General features: G+C 31.7%; 22 protein-coding genes. 9 read left to right on the top strand and 13 right to left on the bottom strand.

What is annotated here, in order from left to right; translation table 11 throughout:
* Window positions 1–82: 82 nt before the first annotated feature.
* Window positions 83–397, top strand: coding sequence for a hypothetical protein (locus tag ACA31_RS04080; protein ID WP_057512540.1), 315 nt, complete (start codon window positions 83–85; stop codon window positions 395–397).
* Between the two features lie 127 nt (window positions 398–524).
* Here ACA31_RS04080 and ACA31_RS04075 read toward each other — a convergent pair whose 3' ends face one another.
* From ACA31_RS04075 to ACA31_RS04060, 4 genes are read right to left on the bottom strand one after another with little or no spacing between them, the layout of a single operon-like run.
* Window positions 525–1,331, bottom strand: a complete 807-nt coding sequence (locus ACA31_RS04075; protein ID WP_057512093.1) for a Cof-type HAD-IIB family hydrolase — start codon at window positions 1,329–1,331, stop codon at window positions 525–527.
* Window positions 1,332–1,375: 44 nt separating this feature from the next.
* Window positions 1,376–2,296 (bottom strand): homoserine kinase, encoded by a 921-nt coding sequence (gene thrB, locus ACA31_RS04070; protein ID WP_057512092.1) that lies wholly within the window; start codon window positions 2,294–2,296, stop codon window positions 1,376–1,378.
* A 1-nt stretch (window position 2,297) separates the two neighbouring features.
* On the bottom strand, window positions 2,298–3,359 hold the full coding sequence (thrC, locus tag ACA31_RS04065) for a threonine synthase (protein ID WP_057512091.1): 1,062 nt from the start codon (window positions 3,357–3,359) through the stop codon (window positions 2,298–2,300).
* A 5-nt stretch (window positions 3,360–3,364) separates the two neighbouring features.
* Window positions 3,365–4,645, bottom strand: a complete 1,281-nt coding sequence (locus ACA31_RS04060) for a homoserine dehydrogenase (RefSeq protein ID WP_057512090.1) — start codon at window positions 4,643–4,645, stop codon at window positions 3,365–3,367.
* Between the two features lie 190 nt (window positions 4,646–4,835).
* Between ACA31_RS04060 and ACA31_RS04055 the strand changes: the two genes are divergently transcribed.
* Complete coding sequence (locus ACA31_RS04055; protein WP_057512089.1) at window positions 4,836–6,203, top strand: aspartate kinase; 1,368 nt, start codon at window positions 4,836–4,838, stop codon at window positions 6,201–6,203.
* A 90-nt stretch (window positions 6,204–6,293) separates the two neighbouring features.
* Here ACA31_RS04055 and ACA31_RS04050 read toward each other — a convergent pair whose 3' ends face one another.
* Together ACA31_RS04050 and ACA31_RS04045 are read right to left on the bottom strand one after the other, a co-directional pair.
* Complete coding sequence (locus tag ACA31_RS04050) at window positions 6,294–6,887, bottom strand: hypothetical protein (protein ID WP_057512088.1); 594 nt, start codon at window positions 6,885–6,887, stop codon at window positions 6,294–6,296.
* A gap of 111 nt (window positions 6,888–6,998) precedes the next feature.
* A complete protein-coding gene (locus ACA31_RS04045; RefSeq protein WP_057512087.1) occupies window positions 6,999–7,454 on the bottom strand; it encodes a hypothetical protein in 456 nt (151 codons plus the stop codon).
* 264 nt (window positions 7,455–7,718) lie between these two features.
* On the opposite strand from ACA31_RS04045, the gene ACA31_RS04040 reads away from it, so the two are divergent.
* Entirely contained in the window at window positions 7,719–8,582 is an 864-nt protein-coding gene (locus tag ACA31_RS04040) for a hypothetical protein (protein ID WP_057512086.1), read from the top strand.
* A gap of 169 nt (window positions 8,583–8,751) precedes the next feature.
* Here ACA31_RS04040 and nucI read toward each other — a convergent pair whose 3' ends face one another.
* Window positions 8,752–9,282 (bottom strand): thermonuclease NucI, encoded by a 531-nt coding sequence (gene nucI / locus ACA31_RS04035; RefSeq protein ID WP_057512539.1) that lies wholly within the window; start codon window positions 9,280–9,282, stop codon window positions 8,752–8,754.
* A gap of 210 nt (window positions 9,283–9,492) precedes the next feature.
* Here nucI and ACA31_RS04030 point away from each other — a divergent pair, with 210 nt between their 5' ends.
* Window positions 9,493–9,684, top strand: a complete 192-nt coding sequence (locus tag ACA31_RS04030) for a hypothetical protein (protein ID WP_057512085.1) — start codon at window positions 9,493–9,495, stop codon at window positions 9,682–9,684.
* Window positions 9,685–9,905: 221 nt separating this feature from the next.
* Here ACA31_RS04030 and ACA31_RS04025 read toward each other — a convergent pair whose 3' ends face one another.
* Both ACA31_RS04025 and ACA31_RS04020 read right to left on the bottom strand, forming a co-directional pair.
* A complete protein-coding gene (locus tag ACA31_RS04025; RefSeq protein WP_057512084.1) occupies window positions 9,906–10,103 on the bottom strand; it encodes a hypothetical protein in 198 nt (65 codons plus the stop codon).
* A 528-nt stretch (window positions 10,104–10,631) separates the two neighbouring features.
* Window positions 10,632–11,090 (bottom strand): hypothetical protein, encoded by a 459-nt coding sequence (locus tag ACA31_RS04020; RefSeq protein WP_253721360.1) that lies wholly within the window; start codon window positions 11,088–11,090, stop codon window positions 10,632–10,634.
* Window positions 11,091–11,172: 82 nt separating this feature from the next.
* On the opposite strand from ACA31_RS04020, the gene ACA31_RS04015 reads away from it, so the two are divergent.
* From ACA31_RS04015 to ACA31_RS04000, 4 genes are all read left to right on the top strand, one after another.
* Window positions 11,173–12,288, top strand: coding sequence for a thermonuclease family protein (locus tag ACA31_RS04015; protein WP_082587048.1), 1,116 nt, complete (start codon window positions 11,173–11,175; stop codon window positions 12,286–12,288).
* Between the two features lie 484 nt (window positions 12,289–12,772).
* Window positions 12,773–13,870 carry a 3'-5' exonuclease gene (locus ACA31_RS04010; protein ID WP_057512082.1) on the top strand — a complete coding sequence of 366 codons (1,098 nt, stop codon included), beginning with the start codon at window positions 12,773–12,775 and terminating at the stop codon, window positions 13,868–13,870.
* A gap of 39 nt (window positions 13,871–13,909) precedes the next feature.
* Window positions 13,910–14,449, top strand: coding sequence for a hypothetical protein (locus ACA31_RS13450; protein WP_253721359.1), 540 nt, complete (start codon window positions 13,910–13,912; stop codon window positions 14,447–14,449).
* 75 nt (window positions 14,450–14,524) lie between these two features.
* A complete protein-coding gene (locus ACA31_RS04000) occupies window positions 14,525–15,655 on the top strand; it encodes a tyrosine-type recombinase/integrase (protein WP_057512081.1) in 1,131 nt (376 codons plus the stop codon).
* Between the two features lie 128 nt (window positions 15,656–15,783).
* Here ACA31_RS04000 and glnA read toward each other — a convergent pair whose 3' ends face one another.
* The 4 genes from glnA to hflX form a co-directional block, all read right to left on the bottom strand.
* Window positions 15,784–17,124, bottom strand: coding sequence for a type I glutamate--ammonia ligase (gene glnA / locus ACA31_RS03995; RefSeq protein ID WP_057512080.1), 1,341 nt, complete (start codon window positions 17,122–17,124; stop codon window positions 15,784–15,786).
* A 21-nt stretch (window positions 17,125–17,145) separates the two neighbouring features.
* Window positions 17,146–17,514, bottom strand: coding sequence for a MerR family transcriptional regulator (locus ACA31_RS03990; protein WP_082587047.1), 369 nt, complete (start codon window positions 17,512–17,514; stop codon window positions 17,146–17,148).
* Window positions 17,515–17,779: 265 nt separating this feature from the next.
* Window positions 17,780–19,018 (bottom strand): methionine gamma-lyase family protein, encoded by a 1,239-nt coding sequence (locus ACA31_RS03985; RefSeq protein ID WP_057512079.1) that lies wholly within the window; start codon window positions 19,016–19,018, stop codon window positions 17,780–17,782.
* Window positions 19,019–19,034: 16 nt separating this feature from the next.
* Window positions 19,035–20,270: a GTPase HflX gene (gene hflX, locus ACA31_RS03980; protein ID WP_057512078.1), complete on the bottom strand. Its 1,236-nt coding sequence runs from the start codon at window positions 20,268–20,270 to the stop codon at window positions 19,035–19,037.
* A 95-nt stretch (window positions 20,271–20,365) separates the two neighbouring features.
* On the opposite strand from hflX, the gene ACA31_RS03975 reads away from it, so the two are divergent.
* Window positions 20,366–20,839 carry a glutathione peroxidase gene (locus ACA31_RS03975; protein WP_057512077.1) on the top strand — a complete coding sequence of 158 codons (474 nt, stop codon included), beginning with the start codon at window positions 20,366–20,368 and terminating at the stop codon, window positions 20,837–20,839.
* Window positions 20,840–21,238: the final 399 nt, after the last annotated feature.

The following is a 21,238-nucleotide window of genomic DNA, read 5'->3' as shown; positions in this document are numbered from 1 at the left end:
AATCTATAAGGCAATGATATTTTCAGTTGAAGTGAAATATAGTATAATGAATAATAATAAACGTAACTTAGAGGTGGAAACTATGATTGGACAAACGAATTTATTTGACGATATTTTAGAAACTGAGGAACGCTTCGTTATTGTTGTGCAATCACTTGAAGATAGACATAACCGCTTAATTAAACGCACATTAAGGGAGTATAGTAGTTTAGACCATTCACAAATGGAAAGTCTTTTTAACCATCTTAAAGATTTATTTCTCGAAGAGGATTTCGAAGAGAATCAGTCCGCGTTTTCTATTACGGTCTACACAAATTTAGAGTATGCAGCCGATCAGGTATATGCACATGTTAAGAGGCATCGCGGTAAAAATGAATGGACACATACAGCAAAATAAATAAGCAAACGAACTTAAGACAATTGCTTAATTCATAAAACAAATCACCAATTCAATGGCTTATGCCGATGAATTGGTGATTTTTAAATACGACGAAAATAAACTAGACTTAAATTTAAGCCTATTTTTATTTTATTAATTTTTGCAAAGTATGTGGAATGCCATTATCATTATTACTTAAAGTAATTTCATCAACTACAGCTTTCACAGCTTCATTTGCATTGTCCATGGCTACTGCATATCCTGCAACTTCAAGCATTGATATATCGTTAGAACTATCACCAAATGCGAGAACTTGTGCTATATCTATATCCAAGTTCTCGCATAAAGCAATAATTGCATTTCCTTTTGATACATCTTTAGTCATGAATTCTAAAAAATAAGGTTTGCTAGTTGTAACATCTACAGCTTCATTGAAACTGCCATCTAATTCAGTGTTAATAGCTGAAACTTTAGAAACATAATCAACACCCATAATTTTAGGGACATCTGTTTGAATATACGCCTTTATATCATCTACATGTTTCATTGGTAAACCAGTAAGTTCTGATTCAATGTTCATATATTCGTGTTCACCTTCATATATGATATGACCATCTTGATAAGTTAAAACAAACAATTCATGTTTTCTACAAAAGTCTACAATTAAATCAAAATTTTCTTTCGTTATTGCACGGCTCACTTCAACAGCTTCATCACGAACATTGATTGTTTGACCACCATTGTAACTAATCACATAACTATTATGTTGATCTAACTCTAACAATTTCGCAGTGGGCAGCATACCTTCAGTTGGACGACCTGAAGCTAAAATAACTTTATACCCTTGTTTTTGTATCTCAATTAAATAAGATTCTGTTTCAGGGCTGACTTTATTTTCAGCATTCATCAACGTATCATCCATATCCATTACTATTACTTTATATTTACTCATCTTGCCTATCTCCTTTCAACATCCTCAGTCTATACTACAACAAATTACAGATGTTGGTACAATACTTTAGATTCTACACCAGATTCGTTGATTGTAACAAGTTCAGATCGGCAATTTTTAAATTCATGCTTCAATTCTCTTACTAACTCACCACTACGTTCGGGTGCAATTAAATTTAATACTGTAGGCCCTGCACCACTTATTACTGTAGCATAGGCTTGGTATTGTTTAGCAATCGTTTTAATCGATTGAAACTCAGGTATTAAATGCTGTCTATAAGGTTCGTGGAAGCCATCTTGCTCCATCATCTTGCCAGCGAGTTCATAATTGTGCTGTATGAGTGCACTAATCATTGTATTACTTATTGCACTGTTTTGAACCGCTTTTTTGTGTGAAAAAGTGTCAGGCAATGCATTTCTTGAGTCAGTTGTCTTCAATTCATATGATGGAATTGTGATAATGATATCTACTTTCGGTGTATCAATATAAGACACATCTGTAACCTTTGTATCTGGATTATAATACCCGAGTACTAAACCACCATATATCGTTGGTGCTACGTTATCTGGATGCCCTTCAAATTCTGTAGCAAGTTGAAGTAATTCATACTTAGACAGTTCTATGTCACCAAAATAATTAGCAATATAAAGCGCACCTACCAATGCAGAGGCTGAAGAGCCTAATCCCCTCGCCAATGGAATTTCACTTCTCATTTCTATATCTAAGTTGGGTAAAGTAACGTTATATTTACGCGCAACCTTTTGAGCAACTTGAAAGATATAGTGACTGTCATCTGTTGGTAATCCATCAACATTTGGCCCAATATGGTTAAATGTCCAAACATTTTTTTTACTTACTCTCACATCTAAATATAAAAATTTATTTAAAGCCATTCCTATAGAATCAAAACCGACACCTAAATTTGCAGTAGATGCCGGAATTTTTAAATATAACCTATCGCTCATGCTATAGTGCTCCTTTGATGTAGTCTAGAATACTCTTTCTATCATTTGGTAAAGGTTTAATAGGGTTATCTAATAAAGAAATTGCAGTGTCAGGGTCTTTTAAGCCATTACCTGTTAATACGGCTACTACGCTTTTACCTTTTGGCAATTTTCCAGCACGGTGGAGCTTAATTAACCCCGCGATTGAAGCATTACTTGCAGGTTCACTAAAGACACCTTCTTTTCGTGCCATAAGTTGATATGCTTCTAATATTTCTTCATCAGTCACACTGTCGACTAATCCATTAGATTCATTCAATGCATTGGTCGCTTTATCCCAACTTGCAGGATTCCCTATTCTAATTGCTGTTGCAACTGTATCAGGATCTTTCACTACTTTGTTTTGTACAATCGGCGAAGCACCTTCAGCTTGGAAGCCATACATGTTAGGTAACTGCGTATCATGTTTGTCGTGATATTCTTTAAAACCTTTCCAATAAGCTGAAATGTTTCCAGCATTACCTACTGGTATAGATAGAATATCAGGCGCAACACCGTCTAATTGTTGAATTACTTCAAAGGCACCTGTTTTTTGACCTTCAATACGGTATGGATTCACTGAATTCACAAGTGCAATTTCACCATTTTTAGCAACTTCTTGAACAATTTCTAAAGCTTCATCGAAATTGCCTTCTATTGAAACAATCTCAGCGCCATACATAACAGCTTGAGATAATTTGCCTAAAGCAATTTTTCCTTCAGGTATTACAACGATTGCTTTTAAACCAGCACGTGCTGCGTATGCTGCAGCTGATGCTGATGTATTACCTGTAGAGGCACAAATTACTATTTTTTTGCCTTCTTCTTTTGCTTTAGCCATAGCCATAACCATGCCTCTATCTTTAAATGAACCTGTTGGGTTTGCACCTTCATACTTCACATGTAATTCAATACCAAGCATTTCAGATATGTTTTCACAGTATATTAAAGGCGTATGTCCTTCGTTTAATGTTAACTGTGGTGTCGCTTCATTTACTGGTAAATATGTTTTGAATTCTTCCACTAATCCTTGCCATCTTTTCATAAATATTAAACCCCTTCTACTGGATAAATTTTCTTAACAATATAACCTGACTCTGTAATAGAGGTCTCTGGTGCTTCATCAATACCAACGATGACTAAACCTACAGTATGCGCATCACGCTCTGATACTGATAATGATTTATGGAAAGGTAATTTACTTTTAATTTGAGTTTCAACTTTGCTTATTTCTTCACCATCTGTTTGAACTACTAAATAATAACTTTCTTTATCTTCAAGAGAAATAGTATCCTCATTATCCATCATTTCTTTTGTTTCTGCAGTCTTCAATTCAAAGTGTGGTGGTAATGTATGCAAATTCGTTTCGAAATTTAATGTGACATTTAATAAGTCACTTACTACAGCACTACCTGTAGCTAAACTACCTGCACCTTTACCATAGAACATTGTTTCACCAACAGCATCACCGATAACATAAATTGCATTAAATTCATCTTCAACTGAAGCTAATTGATGTGATTTATTAATTAGCGTTGGCGCTACAGAAGCTTGTACTTGGCTATTTTCATATGTACCTTTACCAATTAATTTGATTTTATAGCCTAATTCATCTGCTACTTTAATATCTGAAAGTTCCACGTCACTAATACCATGTCTATCTACATCAGCTAAATTGATGACCTGATTAAATGATAAATAAGACGTAATAACTACTTTTCTCGCTGCATCGATGCCTTCCACATCGTCAGTAGGATCTGCTTCAGCAAAACCTAATCTTTGCGCTTCGTCTAAAGCGTCTTTAAATGACGTTTCTTCTTGTGTCATTTTACTTAAAATAAAGTTTGATGTTCCATTTAAAATACCCATGAATTTACTGATATTATTCGCGTTCAAGCCATTATTTATCGCGTTGACGATTGGTATACCGCCTGCAACACTAGCTTCATATTTTAAAGCTACATCATTTTTTTGAGCTAATTCTTCTAATACATTCAAGTGAACTGCCAATAAATCCTTATTTGCTGTAATAACATGTTTTTTCTCACTTAAAGCACGTTTCAACCAATCTACTGTTGGTTCAATACCACCCATTACTTCTACGACGATATCAATTGAATCATCACTTAATATTTCATCAATATCTTCTGTCAAGTGATACTTTGAAACATTTATAGGTCTTGAACGACTCTTGTCGCGTACTAAGATATGTCTAATATTAATATCTTTGTTCATTGTTTCTTTAATTTGTTCTCTATTCTCTTCAATAATTTTTACTACACCTGAACCTACAGTACCTAAACCGAGCAGGGCTACATTTAATTCCTTCATAAATTCATTCCTCCGATTGTTCTTCTAAAAAATACAATTGTACAGTTGAAAAATACTTGAATATGGTATAGTATAAATTCATTCATTATTTTTGTAAAGCTTGAAAATCTAAATCGTATATCTATCCTATCACTCTCGTGATAAAAACTAAACAAAATTTTCTGATTTTTTAGAAAGGTTGTATGTCACTATGAAAGTTTCAAAATTTGGAGGAAGTTCTGTTTCTAATGCAGAACAAATAAAAAAAGTATTAAACATTGTCAATTCGGATGAGGATAGAAAAATTACTGTTGTTTCTGCACCAGGTAAACGACATAAAGAAGATGTGAAAACAACTGATTTATTAATTCGTCTATACGAAAAAGTAATTGCTCGTTTAGATTATATTTCTAAAAAAGAAGAAATCATTCAGCGTTATGCCGATATTATTCATGAATTACATATGAGTGATACATTACTATCTACGATTGATCAAACACTAGAGTCTTTCATTGCTACATTAAAAGACAAACCTTCGCGTTTGTTAGATGCTTTATTATCTTGTGGGGAAAACTTTAATGCTCAATTAATTGCTGAGTATAATAACAGCCAAGGTATCCCTACCCGTTATATTTCGCCTGGAAATGCTGGCATAACTGTTACAGATTTACCTCAAAATGCCCAAATCTTAGATCAATCTTATGAGGCGTTATATAAATTAAGAGAATATGATGAAAAATTGATTATTCCAGGTTTCTTTGGTATTTCAAGACAAAATTACATTGTTACATTCCCTCGTGGTGGTTCTGATATTACTGGAGCAATTATCGCTAGAGGCGTTAGAGCCGATATATATGAAAACTTCACAGATGTGTCTGGTATTTTCAGAGCCAATCCTTCTATAGTTAAAGATCCTGAAGTGATTGATGAGATTACTTATAGAGAAATGCGTGAACTTTCATACGCCGGCTTTGGTGTCTTCCATGATGAAGCACTGCAGCCATTGCATAAAGATAGAATTCCTGTCGTTATTAAAAATACGAATAGGCCTAATGATATAGGGACATATATTCGTCACGATAGAGAAATCAACTCTAATAATGTTATCAGTGGTATTAGTTGTGATAAAGATTTCACAGTACTGAACATCAAAAAATATTTAATGAATAGACAAGTTGGTTTTACACGTAAAATATTAGGTGTGCTTGAAGATTATGAGATTTCATTCGATCACATGCCTTCAGGTATAGACAGTATCAGTATCATTATGCGTTCAAAAGAAATTCAACATCGAGAAGAGCAAGTCTTGAACGATATTCGAGATCGTTGTGATGTTGATGAGTTGAGTGTAGAGCACGATTTAGCCGTACTCATGATTGTTGGGGAAGGTATGCATAGAATTGTCGGAACAGCTAATACAATAACACATGCACTTGCTGAGGCTAATATAAATTTAAAAATGATGAACCAAGGTGCTTCAGAAATATCTATCATGTTCGGGATAGATGTAACAGATGCAGAAAAAGCCGTCAAATCAACATATGAATACTGTTATAATGGTCAATGTTTAAAAATCTAACACGCTACATTCATAAATATTAAATAATAAGAAATCCTTCAAATCAAATGGCTCTTAAGTTAAAAGATTGACATTCTGAGTTGAAGGATTTTATATTGCTTTCTTTTCTGAAATTAATGCTTGGTTAATACGTTCATCTCCAACAACTAAGCGTAAGATAACGAATTGATAATAACTTAATGAATCAATGACGCTTCTATAATTAGGAATTTGATGATAATCGATAGGATCCAACAATTCATACATCAAGACGATTTCTGGTTTAACATAATCTACGTCCCATTTGATTGAATGAAAATAAATATGTTTCTCAGGCATCCTGATATTATGATTCCATCTAAACATCCATTCTTCATCTTCTACATCATAAACAATAATCGTCATGATGATATCTTCATTATCGAAGATATTGGCATGTGTCACTTTAGGAAAATCAATTTTCGTGAAATCTGACGTTGAGGATGTGCCATCATATAGCACAGATTTAAATGTTTTAGGTATGTATTTTAAAACTTCCCCCAAAAATTTTCTTTCAACACTTATGTCTACTTTTCCATCTAAATTAAATTCATCATGCAAAAATAATTGTTTAGCAACTTCACCATTATATTTAAATAAGCTAGCTGCATTTTCATTTAGCGTCTCTACAATTTGTTTAATATTATTATTTTTAGTATCTGGCAAATGAGCACCTCCTATTAAAAGTAAGCGTTTCCAATAATATTCATTATATAATTTGTAGAAGCGTTTTTCAATGTATAAAACATGAAAATGTGAAATAAAACACATTTAATTTTAAAAGTCACCTATATGTATAAAATCATGTGCTAATCCGATATTTAAAAATTCAGGTCTATTAATAACGAAAAACTGATTAGCACTTTGTTTTAGTGCAATTTGAATTTCAGCTACTTCAGGTATAGTCTGATACAATGAATTACTTGCCATATAAGGCATAGTAGCAAAATAGCGACTAATATGATATTTCGAAAACGTTTGAGCAACATCTGTACCTACTATAATATGATATTCACTACTAACCACACCATTTGATAATATAATATTAAAATTTGTGTGTTTAGCTACATATTTAATAATATCCGTAGAATAACTAATCACTGAGATTTTAATTTCATTATAAAATAATTGATCAATTATTTTATAAGCGGTAGGATGATTATCAAATGCAATAATTTCATTTTCATTGATTTTCTCAGTGATTTGTTCAAGATAACTTTTAATAGCACTCAAATTGTCGACCTCCATCTACATTATTAATATTGCGCATAATTTATTATATCTATTTATAGTCATAAGTAAAACTATAAATCATTGTTCAAACGCTCGCTTTGTTATCTTTTATTATAGAATTACTCATAAAAATCAGTACAATTGTTATTAATAACGATTTAATTGTATTTTTTATAACAATTTAATAAATACAATTTGTACTACTCTAAAGAAAGGCGTAAAATAAACATTGTTAAAAATTAAATTAAGATTAGGATGATACACATGTTTTTAATTTCTATTTTACTCATAATAATTGTTCTATTAATTATTATTGTATATATAAATCATCACCTTATGAAACATAAGCTTGATACTGAAATATATTCTAAGAATCAATTAGTTAATAAAATTAGTATGATTACTAGTGAAAACACACACTTAAAAAATCAGATGTTAAATATTGATGCAAATAACGATACATATCATCATGGATTAAGAAAAGCTAAACAAGATTTAAATGAAATTTTATCACAATACAAAACAGATGCTAAGATTAAGTTTTATGACATAATTGCTACGAGTAATATTGCAGTAAAACATTCGTTATTTGAATATGCAAGAACATTTGATTATATTGTCATAACTGATAAAGGACTCTTCAATATTAATGTTAAAAATTGGAAACAAAAAACGTTCTACCATTTTAACGTTGACCCCAATTTAGAAACTTTATCTAATAATGATGACACAGTAAATCAAACTGTTGGTCGCTACATTGCAAATCAATACCATTCACAATTTCAAACAACGCGAAAAACAAATTATACGTTTATAGAACGTATCAAAAATAATTCAGTGGTTTTTGAGTTTTATAATTATGATCCATATGAACAATCTTCTCAAAATGCCAAAGTATTAGAAGATAAAATAAATGAACACCTAAAACGTCAGATCAAGAGTATAGGACTTGTTTATTTTACAGATGGTAGCGTGAATATCATAGATGGACCTACAATTAGAGGAGATTACGCAGAAACCGTCTCTTCAAAATCATCTTTAAAAGAAGTCATTGGTGAAACACTAGCATCTTCAAACGAATCATTAACTGAAGAACAATATAATAAATTAGTAAATCATATGCATTAATCGAATTACTAACAATTATAATTTCAAAATCGATATTAATAGACTAGCAACAAATAATAAAAGGTAGCTTCCTAAAATTGGAAGCTACCTTTTATTTTGTTCACTAACTCATATGATTCCTTTTGGCATTTACGTTCATACTATGCACAGATATGTTTGATTGATTACTTTAACTCCAAATATTTTCATTGTTATTTTTTGCTTGTTGTTCAGCTTTTTCAAATACGTTTCTGTATTTACCATTAGGTGCATAATACTTTTCTCTAGCTAAACCGTTTTTTACTAATTGCTCATTAAACATTGTATTCTTATCTAACCATAAATAAGCTAACGTTCTTCCATATTGGTCTTCTTGTTCTTCATCATACTCCAAAAAAACATCTTTATTTGTCAATTGTGCTTTAGAATAATCAGAAGCTTCTTTACCATACGGTTGAACTGGCGTATCAGGTTTAACTGTTTCTGGTGTGTCAATTCCAATAAGTCTAACCTTCAATTTTTTGTTATTTTTATCTTTGGCAACTAAAGTATCACCATCTACAACACGTTCAATGTGCACTTGCTCAGTTTCTTTAGGGCCTGCCTCTGACTTTGATGCATTGTTTTGAAAAGGCCCTGTTTCATTTATAAATTGAAACGCAAGTACACCTAACACAATCATACTAACAACTAATATTATCATTTTTTTAGTCGATTTCACACTTGCACCTACTTCTTTTGAATTGTCCAAATTATCATATAGAAAATCCATTATGTCGTCAAGTCAGTGTAGTCCACCATATTTTATAATTTAATTCAAATGACAAAACCCTAGTATAATATTCAACGTAATTATAATGCTGAATAGTAATATTTTATTTTATATCACTGATAAACTCATGCTATAATACATTAGATAGGAGTGAACAAATTGAGTATATTTAAAGAGAATATGATTACAATCATCGCAGTGATCATTGCAGTGATTGTAGGGCTCACATTACAATATCAATTCCAATTACCATTAATGGTATCAGCAGTCGTAGCGATTTGTTTAGGTGTCCTTATTGGATTCATTGTTTTTGTTATCCAAGCAGTTATAACGAAATCTAAAAAGAAATAACTTTTACTGCCGCATATCATTGCAGGCAGTTTTTTTATGTATTATTTAAATACGTATTAATAATAAGATGAAAAAAATGAAATAGTTTATTTTAGTTTACATAACTATATTATTGTCTTGTTAATATAGTTTAAATTGTTATCATTACTTTATACGTGGCTTTCTCAAAAATGAAAAAGTCGAGTATAAAGTTTTATAACTTCATACTCGACTTTCTTATTTCAAACATTTTTTATGAATGTCAGTATAGCATTAAACTCTTCTTCATTCGATGAGTATGTGCGTTCTTCAACTTCTCGCACTGTAGCATTGAGTAGCTGATATCCTGCCACTTCATCATCTTCTAAAAATGCATTAATGCTACTCTCTAATTCTTTTAACGATGCTGCGCTCAATGTACTGAGTTTAATCTTGTTCATCTACCCATCCCCTTATCAAGATAAATAATATTAATTAGTTACATTTTACTACGTATGCGTCATACATACAATTAATAATACAATAGCCTCAAATATTAATGTGTATGACTATGCTCTTTGTTGACTCTTATAATCATTTTATCTTAAAATTAAATTTCGTGAACGCGATATTTGGTTAAAATAGTCGTATCATTACAATTATATTATTTCAATAAACAGCCCCAAATAGCTCGATTTTGAGTTGTTTGGGGCTGTTTATTGAAATAATATAGTGTTTATCCCTTTTGCCTAGAACCTAGTATTCTTTAAGGTATTGTTCTCTTTCTCATTCAGAAACTTGTGTTCTATAGAAGAAAGTGGAGTTTTATATGACTTTCTGAGACTTAAAGCCCTTGTGATAACTGCCTTTTACCATATACTGTTTTGCTGGCTTTTAAATTCTTGCACCCACTTTTGCACCCAAAATCAGAAGTAGTCATAAAGTGGGTGCAGAGCATAACCCACCTATTTATTAGGTGGGCTTGTTTTTTATATAGTCATTTTAATTCTTTTGGATTTAGTGCCAATCGCTACATCAATAATTGTTTCGTTATCTAGATTATTAGGATTATGTACATCTAAGTACGCTTCACCATCACCTGTAATCAGATACGCTTTTGTTTCAATGAAACCATCAGAAGTTTCATTATATATAGATGCTAATAATTCTTCTTTAGAATTACCATATACATGTTCTGCTTTAATCGGTATTCTTACATATTCACCGACATTTTCTGATTCATTTGTATTGGGCTTAGCAAATTCCAAGAAGTTTTTCACAGTAGAGTTTAAATCTATAGAAATTAATTCTGAGGCATTTTTATAAATTAAGTATGTATTACCATTTATAATTGCTGTTCGATTAAAATCATACTCACACGCTATCGCTCTTTGTGAATAATAATCTAAATACGAAAATCTAGTTGCCAGATCATATGGTTGATGCAAATCAATATCGTCTTGAATGAAATCATCTAATTTTAACCCAAAAGTTAGTTTACCAGTAACTTCATAACCAGCTAATATTGTAATGTTAGTTATTACAATTATTAAAGCTTTAAGAAAAAGAAAGGTTAGAGGATCTTTAATAATCACTATAATTTTATTCGTAATAGGATTTATATGCATTATAGGTATTGGAATAATTACTCCTAGTGATAGTGAGACCAATGAATCAAATAAAGCAAGTCATTCTGAAAAAAAAGAAAATCAGTCAAAAGAGAAAGTAGTGAAAGAAGAACCAAAGAGTGAAAATAATGAACAACAAAAAGATAAAAAGGATACTTCTGATTCTAAAAAAGACAATAATACAAAGCAAGAAAACAAAGATGTAGAGAAGAAAAAACAGCATAAAGAAAAAGAGAAAAATTCTGATTCTAAAAAAGACAATAGTACAAAACAAGAAAACAAAGACGTAGAGAAGAAAGAAAGGGAAACTAACAAACCTAAACCTGGTACAACTGACAGAATTCCTGTTGAATTAATTTCTACAGTTGATGGCGATACTTCTAAATTTATTTATGATGGAAAAATTCAATCATTCAGATTTTTACTTATCGATACACCGGAAACTAAACATCCAAGACTTGGAAAACAACCTTTTGGTCAAGAAGCATCTGATAGAACCGCAGAATTATTAAATAATGCTAATAAAATAGAAGTAGAATTTGATGTTGGTCAAAAGCAAGATAAATATAGAAGAAATCTGGCTTATATTTATGTAGATGGAGAAATGTTGAATAATATATTAGTGAGAGAAGGTTTGGCAAAAGTAGCTTATGTCTATCCTCCTAATACTAGATATTTATCAGAACTAGAAAATTCCCAAGAAGTAGCAAAATCCGAAAAAATAGGCATCTGGAGTTTAGATTCAGCATTTGAAAAAGAACGAAAAGAAGAAAGTAATACTCAAAATAAAGTTGATAATAAAGCACAAGATAATACATCTATAAATGATAATAGTAATTCCTCTGTAGAGAACGACTCTACTATTAACAAACCTAGTTCAACTGATCAAAATAGTGAATCTTTCCCTAACTGTACTGCATTACGTGAAGTCTATCCAAATGGAGTGCCGCAAGGACATGCTGCATATGAGTCAAAACATGATAGAGATAAAGATAGTTATGCATGTGAAGTTAATTAATATTTCTCTGTTAACAAAAAGTTATTAAACAGAAAAAACTAAGGATTAGCTAACATATCAACAATAACTACAATTCGTAAAAATATGAAATAATTTTACTATAAAGTATAACTATAATGAAAAATAAATTTATACTTTTATAGTCTTATATATCTTTCCCTATTTCAACACTTGCAAATGAAGATATTGACTCAATAGGAATTTTAGACGAGAACATCAATCAAGTTGAACTGGATAACTTACCCGATTACGTTCCAGCAAACTCTTCACAACAATATGAAGAGCACAATGGCTTAATTAGATTTATGATTAAAAATGGTATAAAACATGTCACTGTTAAAAACAAACATTTACTTAAAAAGAATCGTATAAGAGAAAAATAACATTAAAGAATTGGAAGTCTTTCAGAGTCTCTATTAGAAGAAGTCAAAACAAATTTTACAACCATTTTTGATTGTAAAATTTGTTATTAAGGGGTGTTATCGTGAAACCAAAAGAAAAAGATAAAGAATTATTACTTGAAAAATTCCCTGATTTTGAAGCGATTATTGAAACTGATGCTACTACAAAGTTAGATAATATTTATTATTCAGGCTCAGTTTTTGTTTCAATAATTGATTATGCATTTGTTTGTGCTAAAAGTAACTTGGTATATAAAATCCCTTGGATAGAAATAAATTCATTTAATATGAAAGCTGGTATTTTTGCTAATAAAATTTTCTTGAAATATGGAGGTGATCGGGAACTAATATTTTCTTTTACTTCAAGCGATCCTGTTTATTCAATAAATGTATTATCAAAAACAAAAGGTCAAAATATTCAATCACCTTCTAATAATAACGATAAACATATAAACGAAATTGAAATGTTAAAAAACAAATTAAAATTAAAAGAACAATATATACAACAGTTAGAGAAAGAAAAAATAGAGCTTATAACTAAAACTTCTTTAACAAACTCAAACAATAGAGAAGCAGATAAAATTATTGAATTCACATCAAATGAAACAGTTAGTAGCAAACCACTTAATTTAAATTATACAAAAGCCAAGAAATTATCACCAAGTTTTGTAGTTCTAGATTTTGAAACCACAGGTTTAAAATATCACGAAAATGAAATTATCCAATATGGTCTCGTCGAATATCAAGATGGAAAAGTAATAGAGGAACATTCACAATATTTCAAACCAAATAAACCTGTTGGAAAAACAGTTATGCGTATAACAGGTATAACGAATGAATTTTTAGAAGATAAACCAAAGCTATCCGAAGAATATATGAAAGAACTAAAAGAATTATTAGAAGGAAAAACAATTGTAGCACATAACGCTCCTTTTGATTTGAAATTCCTTTTGAAAAATCTTCATAAATTCAATGTAGAGCATAAAAAATTCAGAGTGTTCGATACTTTAACTTTTGCAAGAAGACTGATAGATGAAACCCCAAATCACAAATTAGAAACGCTAAAAAAACACTTTAATTTAGATGATGGATTGTCTCACAATGCATTAAATGATTGTAAAGCCACTGGTAACTTAGCTTTACTTTTAATAGATAGGATGAATAGTACTATGGACGTTTAACGATGTTTTATATTAAATAAAATTAAGGGGAGATATTGAATGAAGAAGTTATTATTTTTATTACTAACAAGTTTTTTAGTGTTAGCATCATGTGGGAATAGCGAAGAAAAGTCGGAAGATAAGAAAGAAACAAAATCGACTGATAAGGAAAGTAAGAAAAATGATAAGAAGTCTGATGAAGATAAAGAGAAAGAAAAAGATAAATCAGATGATAAGTCTAATGAAGAAGTAGCAAACGAGGAACCACAATCACAAGAACAGCAAAGTACAGAACAATCTGTACAATCACAAGAGCAAGTGAACACTCAAGAACAACAACCTGTTCAATCACAAGAACAAGCACCTGTAGTTGAAGAACAAGACGGTTTCACCAGTGGACCCACTGAAGAAAATCCTGCCAATCTAAATCCTAACGAAGAACAAAACACTAATATGAATGGTGAACACGTCGTTTCTCCAGGTTGGACACAAGATGAACAAAGTGCAGCATATGAAGAATACAAAAAAGGAAAACAAGCACAAGCAGCAGCTGGGCCAAGTGCAGTACCTGGCGCAGGATTAATGGATTTAGATGAATAATTCCACGGGCATTTAACAATGCCCTATATATTTTTATCTTTTTTACCAAATAACAGTTCTAAAAGGAGTGATAGAATGGCACAAATTGAAAAAAGAGGTTCTAAATGGAGATGTAGAGTTTTTTATCATAACGAAAAAGGAGATAGAAAATCCATCTCTAAAAGTGGTTTTAGAACTAAGAGTGAAGCTAAACGTGCAGCTGTTGAATTAGAGAATTCTCTGAATACAGGTATGCAAGTACAAAAATATTATTTATTAGATGACTGGATGGAGTATTATTTAAAAACTTGGCGCAACGATAAACTTAGTCAAAGCACAATTGAAATAGAAAAATTTTCTAAAATGAGAGTGATAAAATTTTATGGGAACATCCCTATAAAATCAATAACATCATCATTACACCAAGAGTTTATAAATGACTTAATAGAAAAAGGATACAGTAAGTCAACGATTAAAAAATCTCATTCGTTTCTAAACCGAGCTTTGCAACAAGCTGTTTATGACCGCATTCTACATTTTAATCCATGTGATAACGTAGAATTGAAACATAGAGATTTAAAAAATCCAGACAAAGCACAATATATACCTAAAGAAAAAATAAAACCATTTTTAGCAGCGGTAAAAAAACGTGATGTCTATCAGTATTATATGTTTAGATTTATGGTAGAAACAGGCGTACGTGTGGGTGAAGCTAACGCTTTATTTTGGACTGATTATGACAAGAAAAATAAAACTATATCAATTACTAAGTCTTATGATCAAAAAAACGACAGATGGAACCCTACTAAGAATAAAGAAGATAGAACAATATATATAACAGATGAATTGGCAAAAGAGCTAACTAAATTGAAATATCTACAAAATGCTAACAGAATAGTCAATGAAGATATTTACAATGACTCACATGATTTTATATTTTGTAATTCATTTGGTGACCCTATTCCTCGAAGTACAACTCACAATACTATGAAACATGTAACAGAAAGTATATTAGGTTTAGAAAAAGGTTTAAGCATTCACAAATTAAGACATACTCACGCGACGTTGTTATTAGAAAGTGATGTACCTATGAAAGTAATTCAAGAAAGATTAGGTCATAAAACAATGAGCGTGACTGAACAAATATATAGTCATGTAACAGAAAATATGAACCATAAAGCAAAAGAAGATTTTGAAAAGTTCATTCAAGAAAAAGAAATATTTTAAAACTTGCACCTAAAATGCACCCAAAACACTTCCTAAAATTAAATGAGTGCAAAAAAACAACCCGAAATCATTCATTTAGAATGACCCGAGTTGTTGATATTACTGATATTATCCCTTTTGCCTAGCACCTAGTATTCTTTAAGGTATTGTTCTCTTTCCCATTCAGAAACTTGTGTTCTATAATAATCCCACTCGATTGATTTAGAGTTAATGAATTGATTATAAATATGATTACCTAAAGCGTCTTTAATCGGCGCGTTATCCTTCATTGCTTTAACAGCAGTATATAAAGTTGAAGGTAAATCTTCAATACCAACAGCTTCACGTTCTTCGCGATTCATTTCATAAATATTTTGGTTAACTGGTTCTGGAACTTCTAATTTATTTTTAATACCATCTAAACCAGCTTCTAAAAGTGCTGCTAATGCTAAATATGGATTGGCAGCTGGATCTACTGAACGTACTTCAACACGTGTAGATAACCCACGAGAAGTTGGTACACGGATTAATGGTGAACGGTTTTTACCACTCCAAGCGATATAACATGGTGCTTCGTAACCTGGCACTAAACGTTTGTATGAGTTAACTAAAGGATTACATACAGCTGTGAAGCCACGTGCGTTTTTCAAAGTACCTGCTATGAAATGATAAGCATCTTTTGTCATTTCCATATCGCCGTCTGGATCATAGAATGCATTCTCTTTGCCCTTGAATAGTGACATGTTAAAGTGCATTCCACTACCGTTAACACCAAATAAAGGTTTCGGCATGAACGTCGCATGTAGATTATGTTGACGTGCAATTGTTTTTACAACAAGTTTAAACGTTTGGATGTTATCACAAGCTGTAATAGCATCTGCATATTTAAAGTCGATTTCATGTTGACCTGGAGCAACTTCATGGTGACTCGCTTCAATATCAAAGCCCATGTCCTCAAGTTCTAATACGATATCACGACGGCAATTTTCTCCTAAATCAGTTGGTGCAAGGTCAAAGTATCCACCATTATCATTTAACTCTAATGTTGGTTCACCTTTTTCATCTAATTTAAATAAGAAAAATTCTGGCTCAGGCCCTAAATTCAAATCAGAGTAACCTAATTCTCTCATATTTTCCAAGACACGTTTTAAGTTTGAACGTGGATCACCTTCAAATGGTGTATGGTCTGTTTTATAAACATCACAGATGAGTCGTGCAACTTTTCCTTGTCCTGCTGTCCATGGGAAGATAACCCATGTATCTAAATCTGGGTATAAATACATATCTGACTCTTCAATTCGAACAAAACCTTCAATTGAAGAACCATCAAACATCATTTCATTATCTAATACTTTTTCTAGTTGGCTAACTGGTACTTCTACGTTTTTAATTACACCTAAAATATCAGTGAACTGTAAGCGTAAATATCTTACATTTTCTTCTTTAGCAAACTTATGAATGTCTTCTTTAGTAAATGTACGTTTTGGCATTGTAAATGTCCCCCGTTAATATTATTTGATAAAACGTGATAAATCACCACGATTTATCGGTATCGCATCTCGCTGTGATTTCTGGGTAGCTTCAACTATCATTTGTTTTCTTGTTTCTTGTTCATCATCAGAAAGATGACTTTGCTCTTCATTAAGAATTTGCTTAATACCCTTGATATTAAATCCTTTTTCAATCAGTCTTTTAATTTCTAAAAGTTGTTCCAAATCATTTAATGAAAAGAGCCTCTTATTGCCTTCTGAACGTTGTGGTTTAATCAGTTCATGTGTTTCATAGTAGCGAATTTGCCTTGCGGTTAATTCACTCAATTTAGTTACAACACTGATAGAGAATACAGGCATATTGCGTCTTAATGTATCGTTTGACTCCAATTCCCTCACCTCTATTTTTGAACTTGTTCTAAATTTAGCATAACTTTTCAATAATTTCAAAAATATGTTAGGTTTCCTTACATAACCTTTGAACCGTTGGCACCACTAACGTTCGCCTTATCAACACTTATAAATCAAATTAGTTTTTAGAAAATTCCTTTAATTTGTTCAAAAAAATCCATATATTTTATCTGAATTCACATAATTAGCAAGTATATTACTCTAAATTGTATGTTTGATAAAATGTATGGATTTCAACTTCATTTTATATCAATTGCTGTGATTTAAGATTTGCTGCAGCTCTTGTTACTGCCAATTTCACATGCTCGTATGTTAAGCCGCCTTGTACATAAGCTTCATAAGGGGGTCGAATTGGACCATCAGCTGATAATTCAATAGACGAGCCTTGGATAAATGTACCAGCAGCCATAATAACATCATCTTCGTAGCCTGGCATTGAAGCAGGTTCCGGCTTAAAGTGCGCATTAATCGGTGAAGCTTGTTGAATACTTTGGCAGAATTGAATCATTTGCTCTTTTGTATCAAATTCAACTGTTTGTATAAGATCCGTTCTCGGAACATTGTATTTTGGTTTTGTACGCATATTCATTTTTTCTAATAGTAGACTCGTAAACAATGCGCCTTTTAAACTTTGACTAACAACATGGGGTGCTAAGAAAAAACCTTGGTACATTTCTTGTAATGAGTTAAGGGATGCACCCGCTTCTTTACCAATACCAGGTGCAGTTAAACGGTACCCACATCTAGCAACCAAGGATTCTTTGCCGGCAATATAACCACCAATTTTAGCTAAGCCACCACCTGGATTTTTAATTAATGATCCAGCAATTAAATCTGCACCACATTCTATCGGTTCATGCGTTTCAACGAATTCGCCATAACAATTATCTACAAAAATAATCACGTCAGGATGTTGCGTTTTTATCGCTTGAATTGCGCTCTCAATTACTTCTAAATTAATAGATGGTCGTTGGTCATATCCTTTAGAACGTTGAATTGCAATAACTTTGGTTTGTGGTTTGATTTGATTCATTACTTCTTCTATATCTATCTCATCATCTTTTAAATCAACTTTATTATAACTCACACCATATTCTTTCAAACTTTCAATACCGTTCCCATTTATGCCAATAACCTCTAATAAAGTATCATAAGGATTTCCTGTTATATATAACAGTTCATCACCATATTTTAATGTGCTCTGTAAAGCAATCGTTATCGCATGAGTACCTGAAATGATTTGTGGTCTGACAATAGCATCTTCCGCTTTAAAAACATGTGCATAAATTTCTTCCAAATGGTCTCTACCAAAATCATCATAACCATAACCTGTAGTGCCTTGTAAATCATTTTCAGTTGCTCTAACTGCATGAAATGCATCTAATACTTTTTCCTGATTAACATATGCTGTTGCTTCAATATTTCTAAAATATGGCGCTAACGTTTCTTCTGTATCAGCAATCAGCTGTTTCATATCTTCCATTAATCATTACTTCCTTCTATTCTTTTTTATATCCTTTAATTTCATAAGTCGCATCATCTTCATTAAATATTAATTCTGACACGAGTGTGTGTTGTTTGAGAAAGTATAATCTATCCGCATTCGCACTTGGTACAGTTTCTTCATAATACGTAAGTGTTTTTTTCACTTGATCAAATAGCAATTGTTTTACTTTGTCTATATCTGCTTCATCTCGACTAGAAACAAATACCGAGGGCTTATTCGTTGTTGGAGTTGCACCTTCATGCAAATCTTTTTTATTAAATATAATAGCTTGCGGGATTTGTGCCATATCTAAATCAGCAACAATTCCATTCACCGTATCATATTGTGCTCTATACTCAGGATGACTACTATCAACTACATGTAATAATAAATCCGCATTTTTTGCTTCTTCAAGGGTTGATTTAAAAGCTGCAATTAATGTTGTTGGCAACTTTTGAATAAAACCAACTGTATCTGAAATAATTAAGTTAAACCCATCATTTATCTGTATTTGTCGTGTTTTAGGATCAAGTGTTGCGAATAATAAATTCTTTTCATATGTCGTTTCATTGGCAAGCACGTTAAACCAAGATGATTTGCCCGCGTTAGTATAACCTATAAGTGCAACCTGGAAAACATGATTCTGTTCACGTTTATTACGATAACGCTCCCGATGTTCAACCACTGTTTCTAATTGGTGTTTAATTTCATTCATTCTCGTTCTAATATGACGGCGGTCCATTTCTAGCTTTGTTTCACCAGGTCCTCTTGTACCAATACCGCCACCTAAACGTGACAAACTGCGTCCATGTCCTTGCAATCTAGGCATTAAATAATCAAGTTGTGCTAATTCAACTTGTAATTTACCGTCTTTACTACTTGCTCTTAATGCAAAAATTTCTAATATTAATTGCGTTCTATCGATAATTTTCACATTTAAATTTTCATTTAGCGTTTTTGATTGTGCTGTCGTTAATTCATCATTAGCAACAACAACATCGATATTATGATATTCAACATACGCTTGAATATCTTCTAGTCTCCCTTTACCAACATAATATTTTTTATCAAAACGTGTTCTGTTTTGAGTGAAATGTTCTTGAACATCAAGTTGACACGTTTCTGACAATGATGCTAATTCTTCCATTGTCGACTCAAAATCAAATTCGTCATCATTTTGAGCATGTACTCCAACTAAAATAGCTGTTTCTAATTCTTTTTTTGTATTATGTGTTTGTTGTTGGGTCATAACATGCACCTCTTTTCTTAGCTATTCTATCATAGTGTATATAGAAAGACTATAGAGCCAATTTATGTTAGATTTGTTGTAAGAGGTGAATTAAAATGACTATATATGACATAGAAGTTCAGAAACCAAATGGAGAATCGTATAAATTAGATGCTTACCGAGGACAACTTATATTAATTGTTAACACGGCTAGCGAATGTGGTTTTACACCGCAGTTCGAAGGACTTCAAAGTTTATATGATAAATATAAAGATCAAGATTTTATAGTATTAGGTTTCCCTTGTAATCAATTTGGAGGTCAAGAACCCGGCACTGGTGAAGAAGCTACACAAAACTGTAAAATTAATTACGGTGTTACTTTCCCAATGCATGAAAAAATTGATGTCAAAGGTGAAAATCAACACCCACTATTTGAATTTTTAACTAAAGAACAGAATGGTGTCTTCAATGAAAAAATCAAATGGAACTTCACTAAATTCCTAGTAGATAAAGATGGTAAAGTTGTAAAACGCTTTTCTCCACAGAAAAAACCTAACCAAATCAAGTCAGAAATTGAAGCATTATTATAATTTTAAGATTCTATGATTTTCGAAACAATATTACACATTACACAATTTATAAATAAATCTAGTTTAGCCTAGGAACGTAGACAAACCAATGCCTTTAAAGGCATTGGTTTGTCTTTTTATATCTCAATTTTGAAATATAAAATGTGATATTTCAGACCAATTCTCTCCTGTTCACAGGTTACATAGTTATTTTCCTTATATTTCATAATAAATAAAAATTAAAGTGTATGTACCGAAACTTTTCCCTCTATACCATGTCTATTTCAAATTATGATGCACTTTCGCACCTTAAAATCTTCTTTCAATTTATCTATCATTGATTTGGGCCAAATCTTGCGGGAAGCACTAGCTGAAAACTTTAGGCTAAGTCGTTGACCGAGGAAGCGTGCATAAAAAAAC

Source organism: Staphylococcus sp. NAM3COL9 (genome assembly GCF_001431205.1).
Lineage (GTDB): Bacteria > Bacillota > Bacilli > Staphylococcales > Staphylococcaceae > Staphylococcus.
This window is presented reverse-complemented; position numbering and strand designations above follow the sequence as displayed.

Bases quoted from the DNA above. Each gene is read 5' to 3' on its own strand.
- ACA31_RS04080 (WP_057512540.1), top strand. From the start codon at position 83: ATGATTGGACAAACGAATTTATTTGACGATATTTTAGAAACTGAGGAA.
- ACA31_RS04075 (WP_057512093.1), bottom strand. From the start codon at position 1,331: ATGAGTAAATATAAAGTAATAGTAATGGATATGGATGATACGTTGATG.
- thrB (WP_057512092.1), bottom strand. From the start codon at position 2,296: ATGAGCGATAGGTTATATTTAAAAATTCCGGCATCTACTGCAAATTTA.
- thrC (WP_057512091.1), bottom strand. From the start codon at position 3,359: ATGAAAAGATGGCAAGGATTAGTGGAAGAATTCAAAACATATTTACCA.
- ACA31_RS04060 (WP_057512090.1), bottom strand. From the start codon at position 4,645: ATGAAGGAATTAAATGTAGCCCTGCTCGGTTTAGGTACTGTAGGTTCA.
- ACA31_RS04055 (WP_057512089.1), top strand. From the start codon at position 4,836: ATGAAAGTTTCAAAATTTGGAGGAAGTTCTGTTTCTAATGCAGAACAA.
- ACA31_RS04040 (WP_057512086.1), top strand. From the start codon at position 7,719: ATGTTTTTAATTTCTATTTTACTCATAATAATTGTTCTATTAATTATT.
- ACA31_RS04025 (WP_057512084.1), bottom strand. From the start codon at position 10,103: ATGAACAAGATTAAACTCAGTACATTGAGCGCAGCATCGTTAAAAGAA.
- ACA31_RS04015 (WP_082587048.1), top strand. From the start codon at position 11,173: ATGTTAGTTATTACAATTATTAAAGCTTTAAGAAAAAGAAAGGTTAGA.
- ACA31_RS13450 (WP_253721359.1), top strand. From the start codon at position 13,910: ATGAAGAAGTTATTATTTTTATTACTAACAAGTTTTTTAGTGTTAGCA.
- ACA31_RS04000 (WP_057512081.1), top strand. From the start codon at position 14,525: ATGGCACAAATTGAAAAAAGAGGTTCTAAATGGAGATGTAGAGTTTTT.
- glnA (WP_057512080.1), bottom strand. From the start codon at position 17,124: ATGCCAAAACGTACATTTACTAAAGAAGACATTCATAAGTTTGCTAAA.
- ACA31_RS03985 (WP_057512079.1), bottom strand. From the start codon at position 19,018: ATGGAAGATATGAAACAGCTGATTGCTGATACAGAAGAAACGTTAGCG.
- hflX (WP_057512078.1), bottom strand. From the start codon at position 20,270: ATGACCCAACAACAAACACATAATACAAAAAAAGAATTAGAAACAGCT.
- ACA31_RS03975 (WP_057512077.1), top strand. From the start codon at position 20,366: ATGACTATATATGACATAGAAGTTCAGAAACCAAATGGAGAATCGTAT.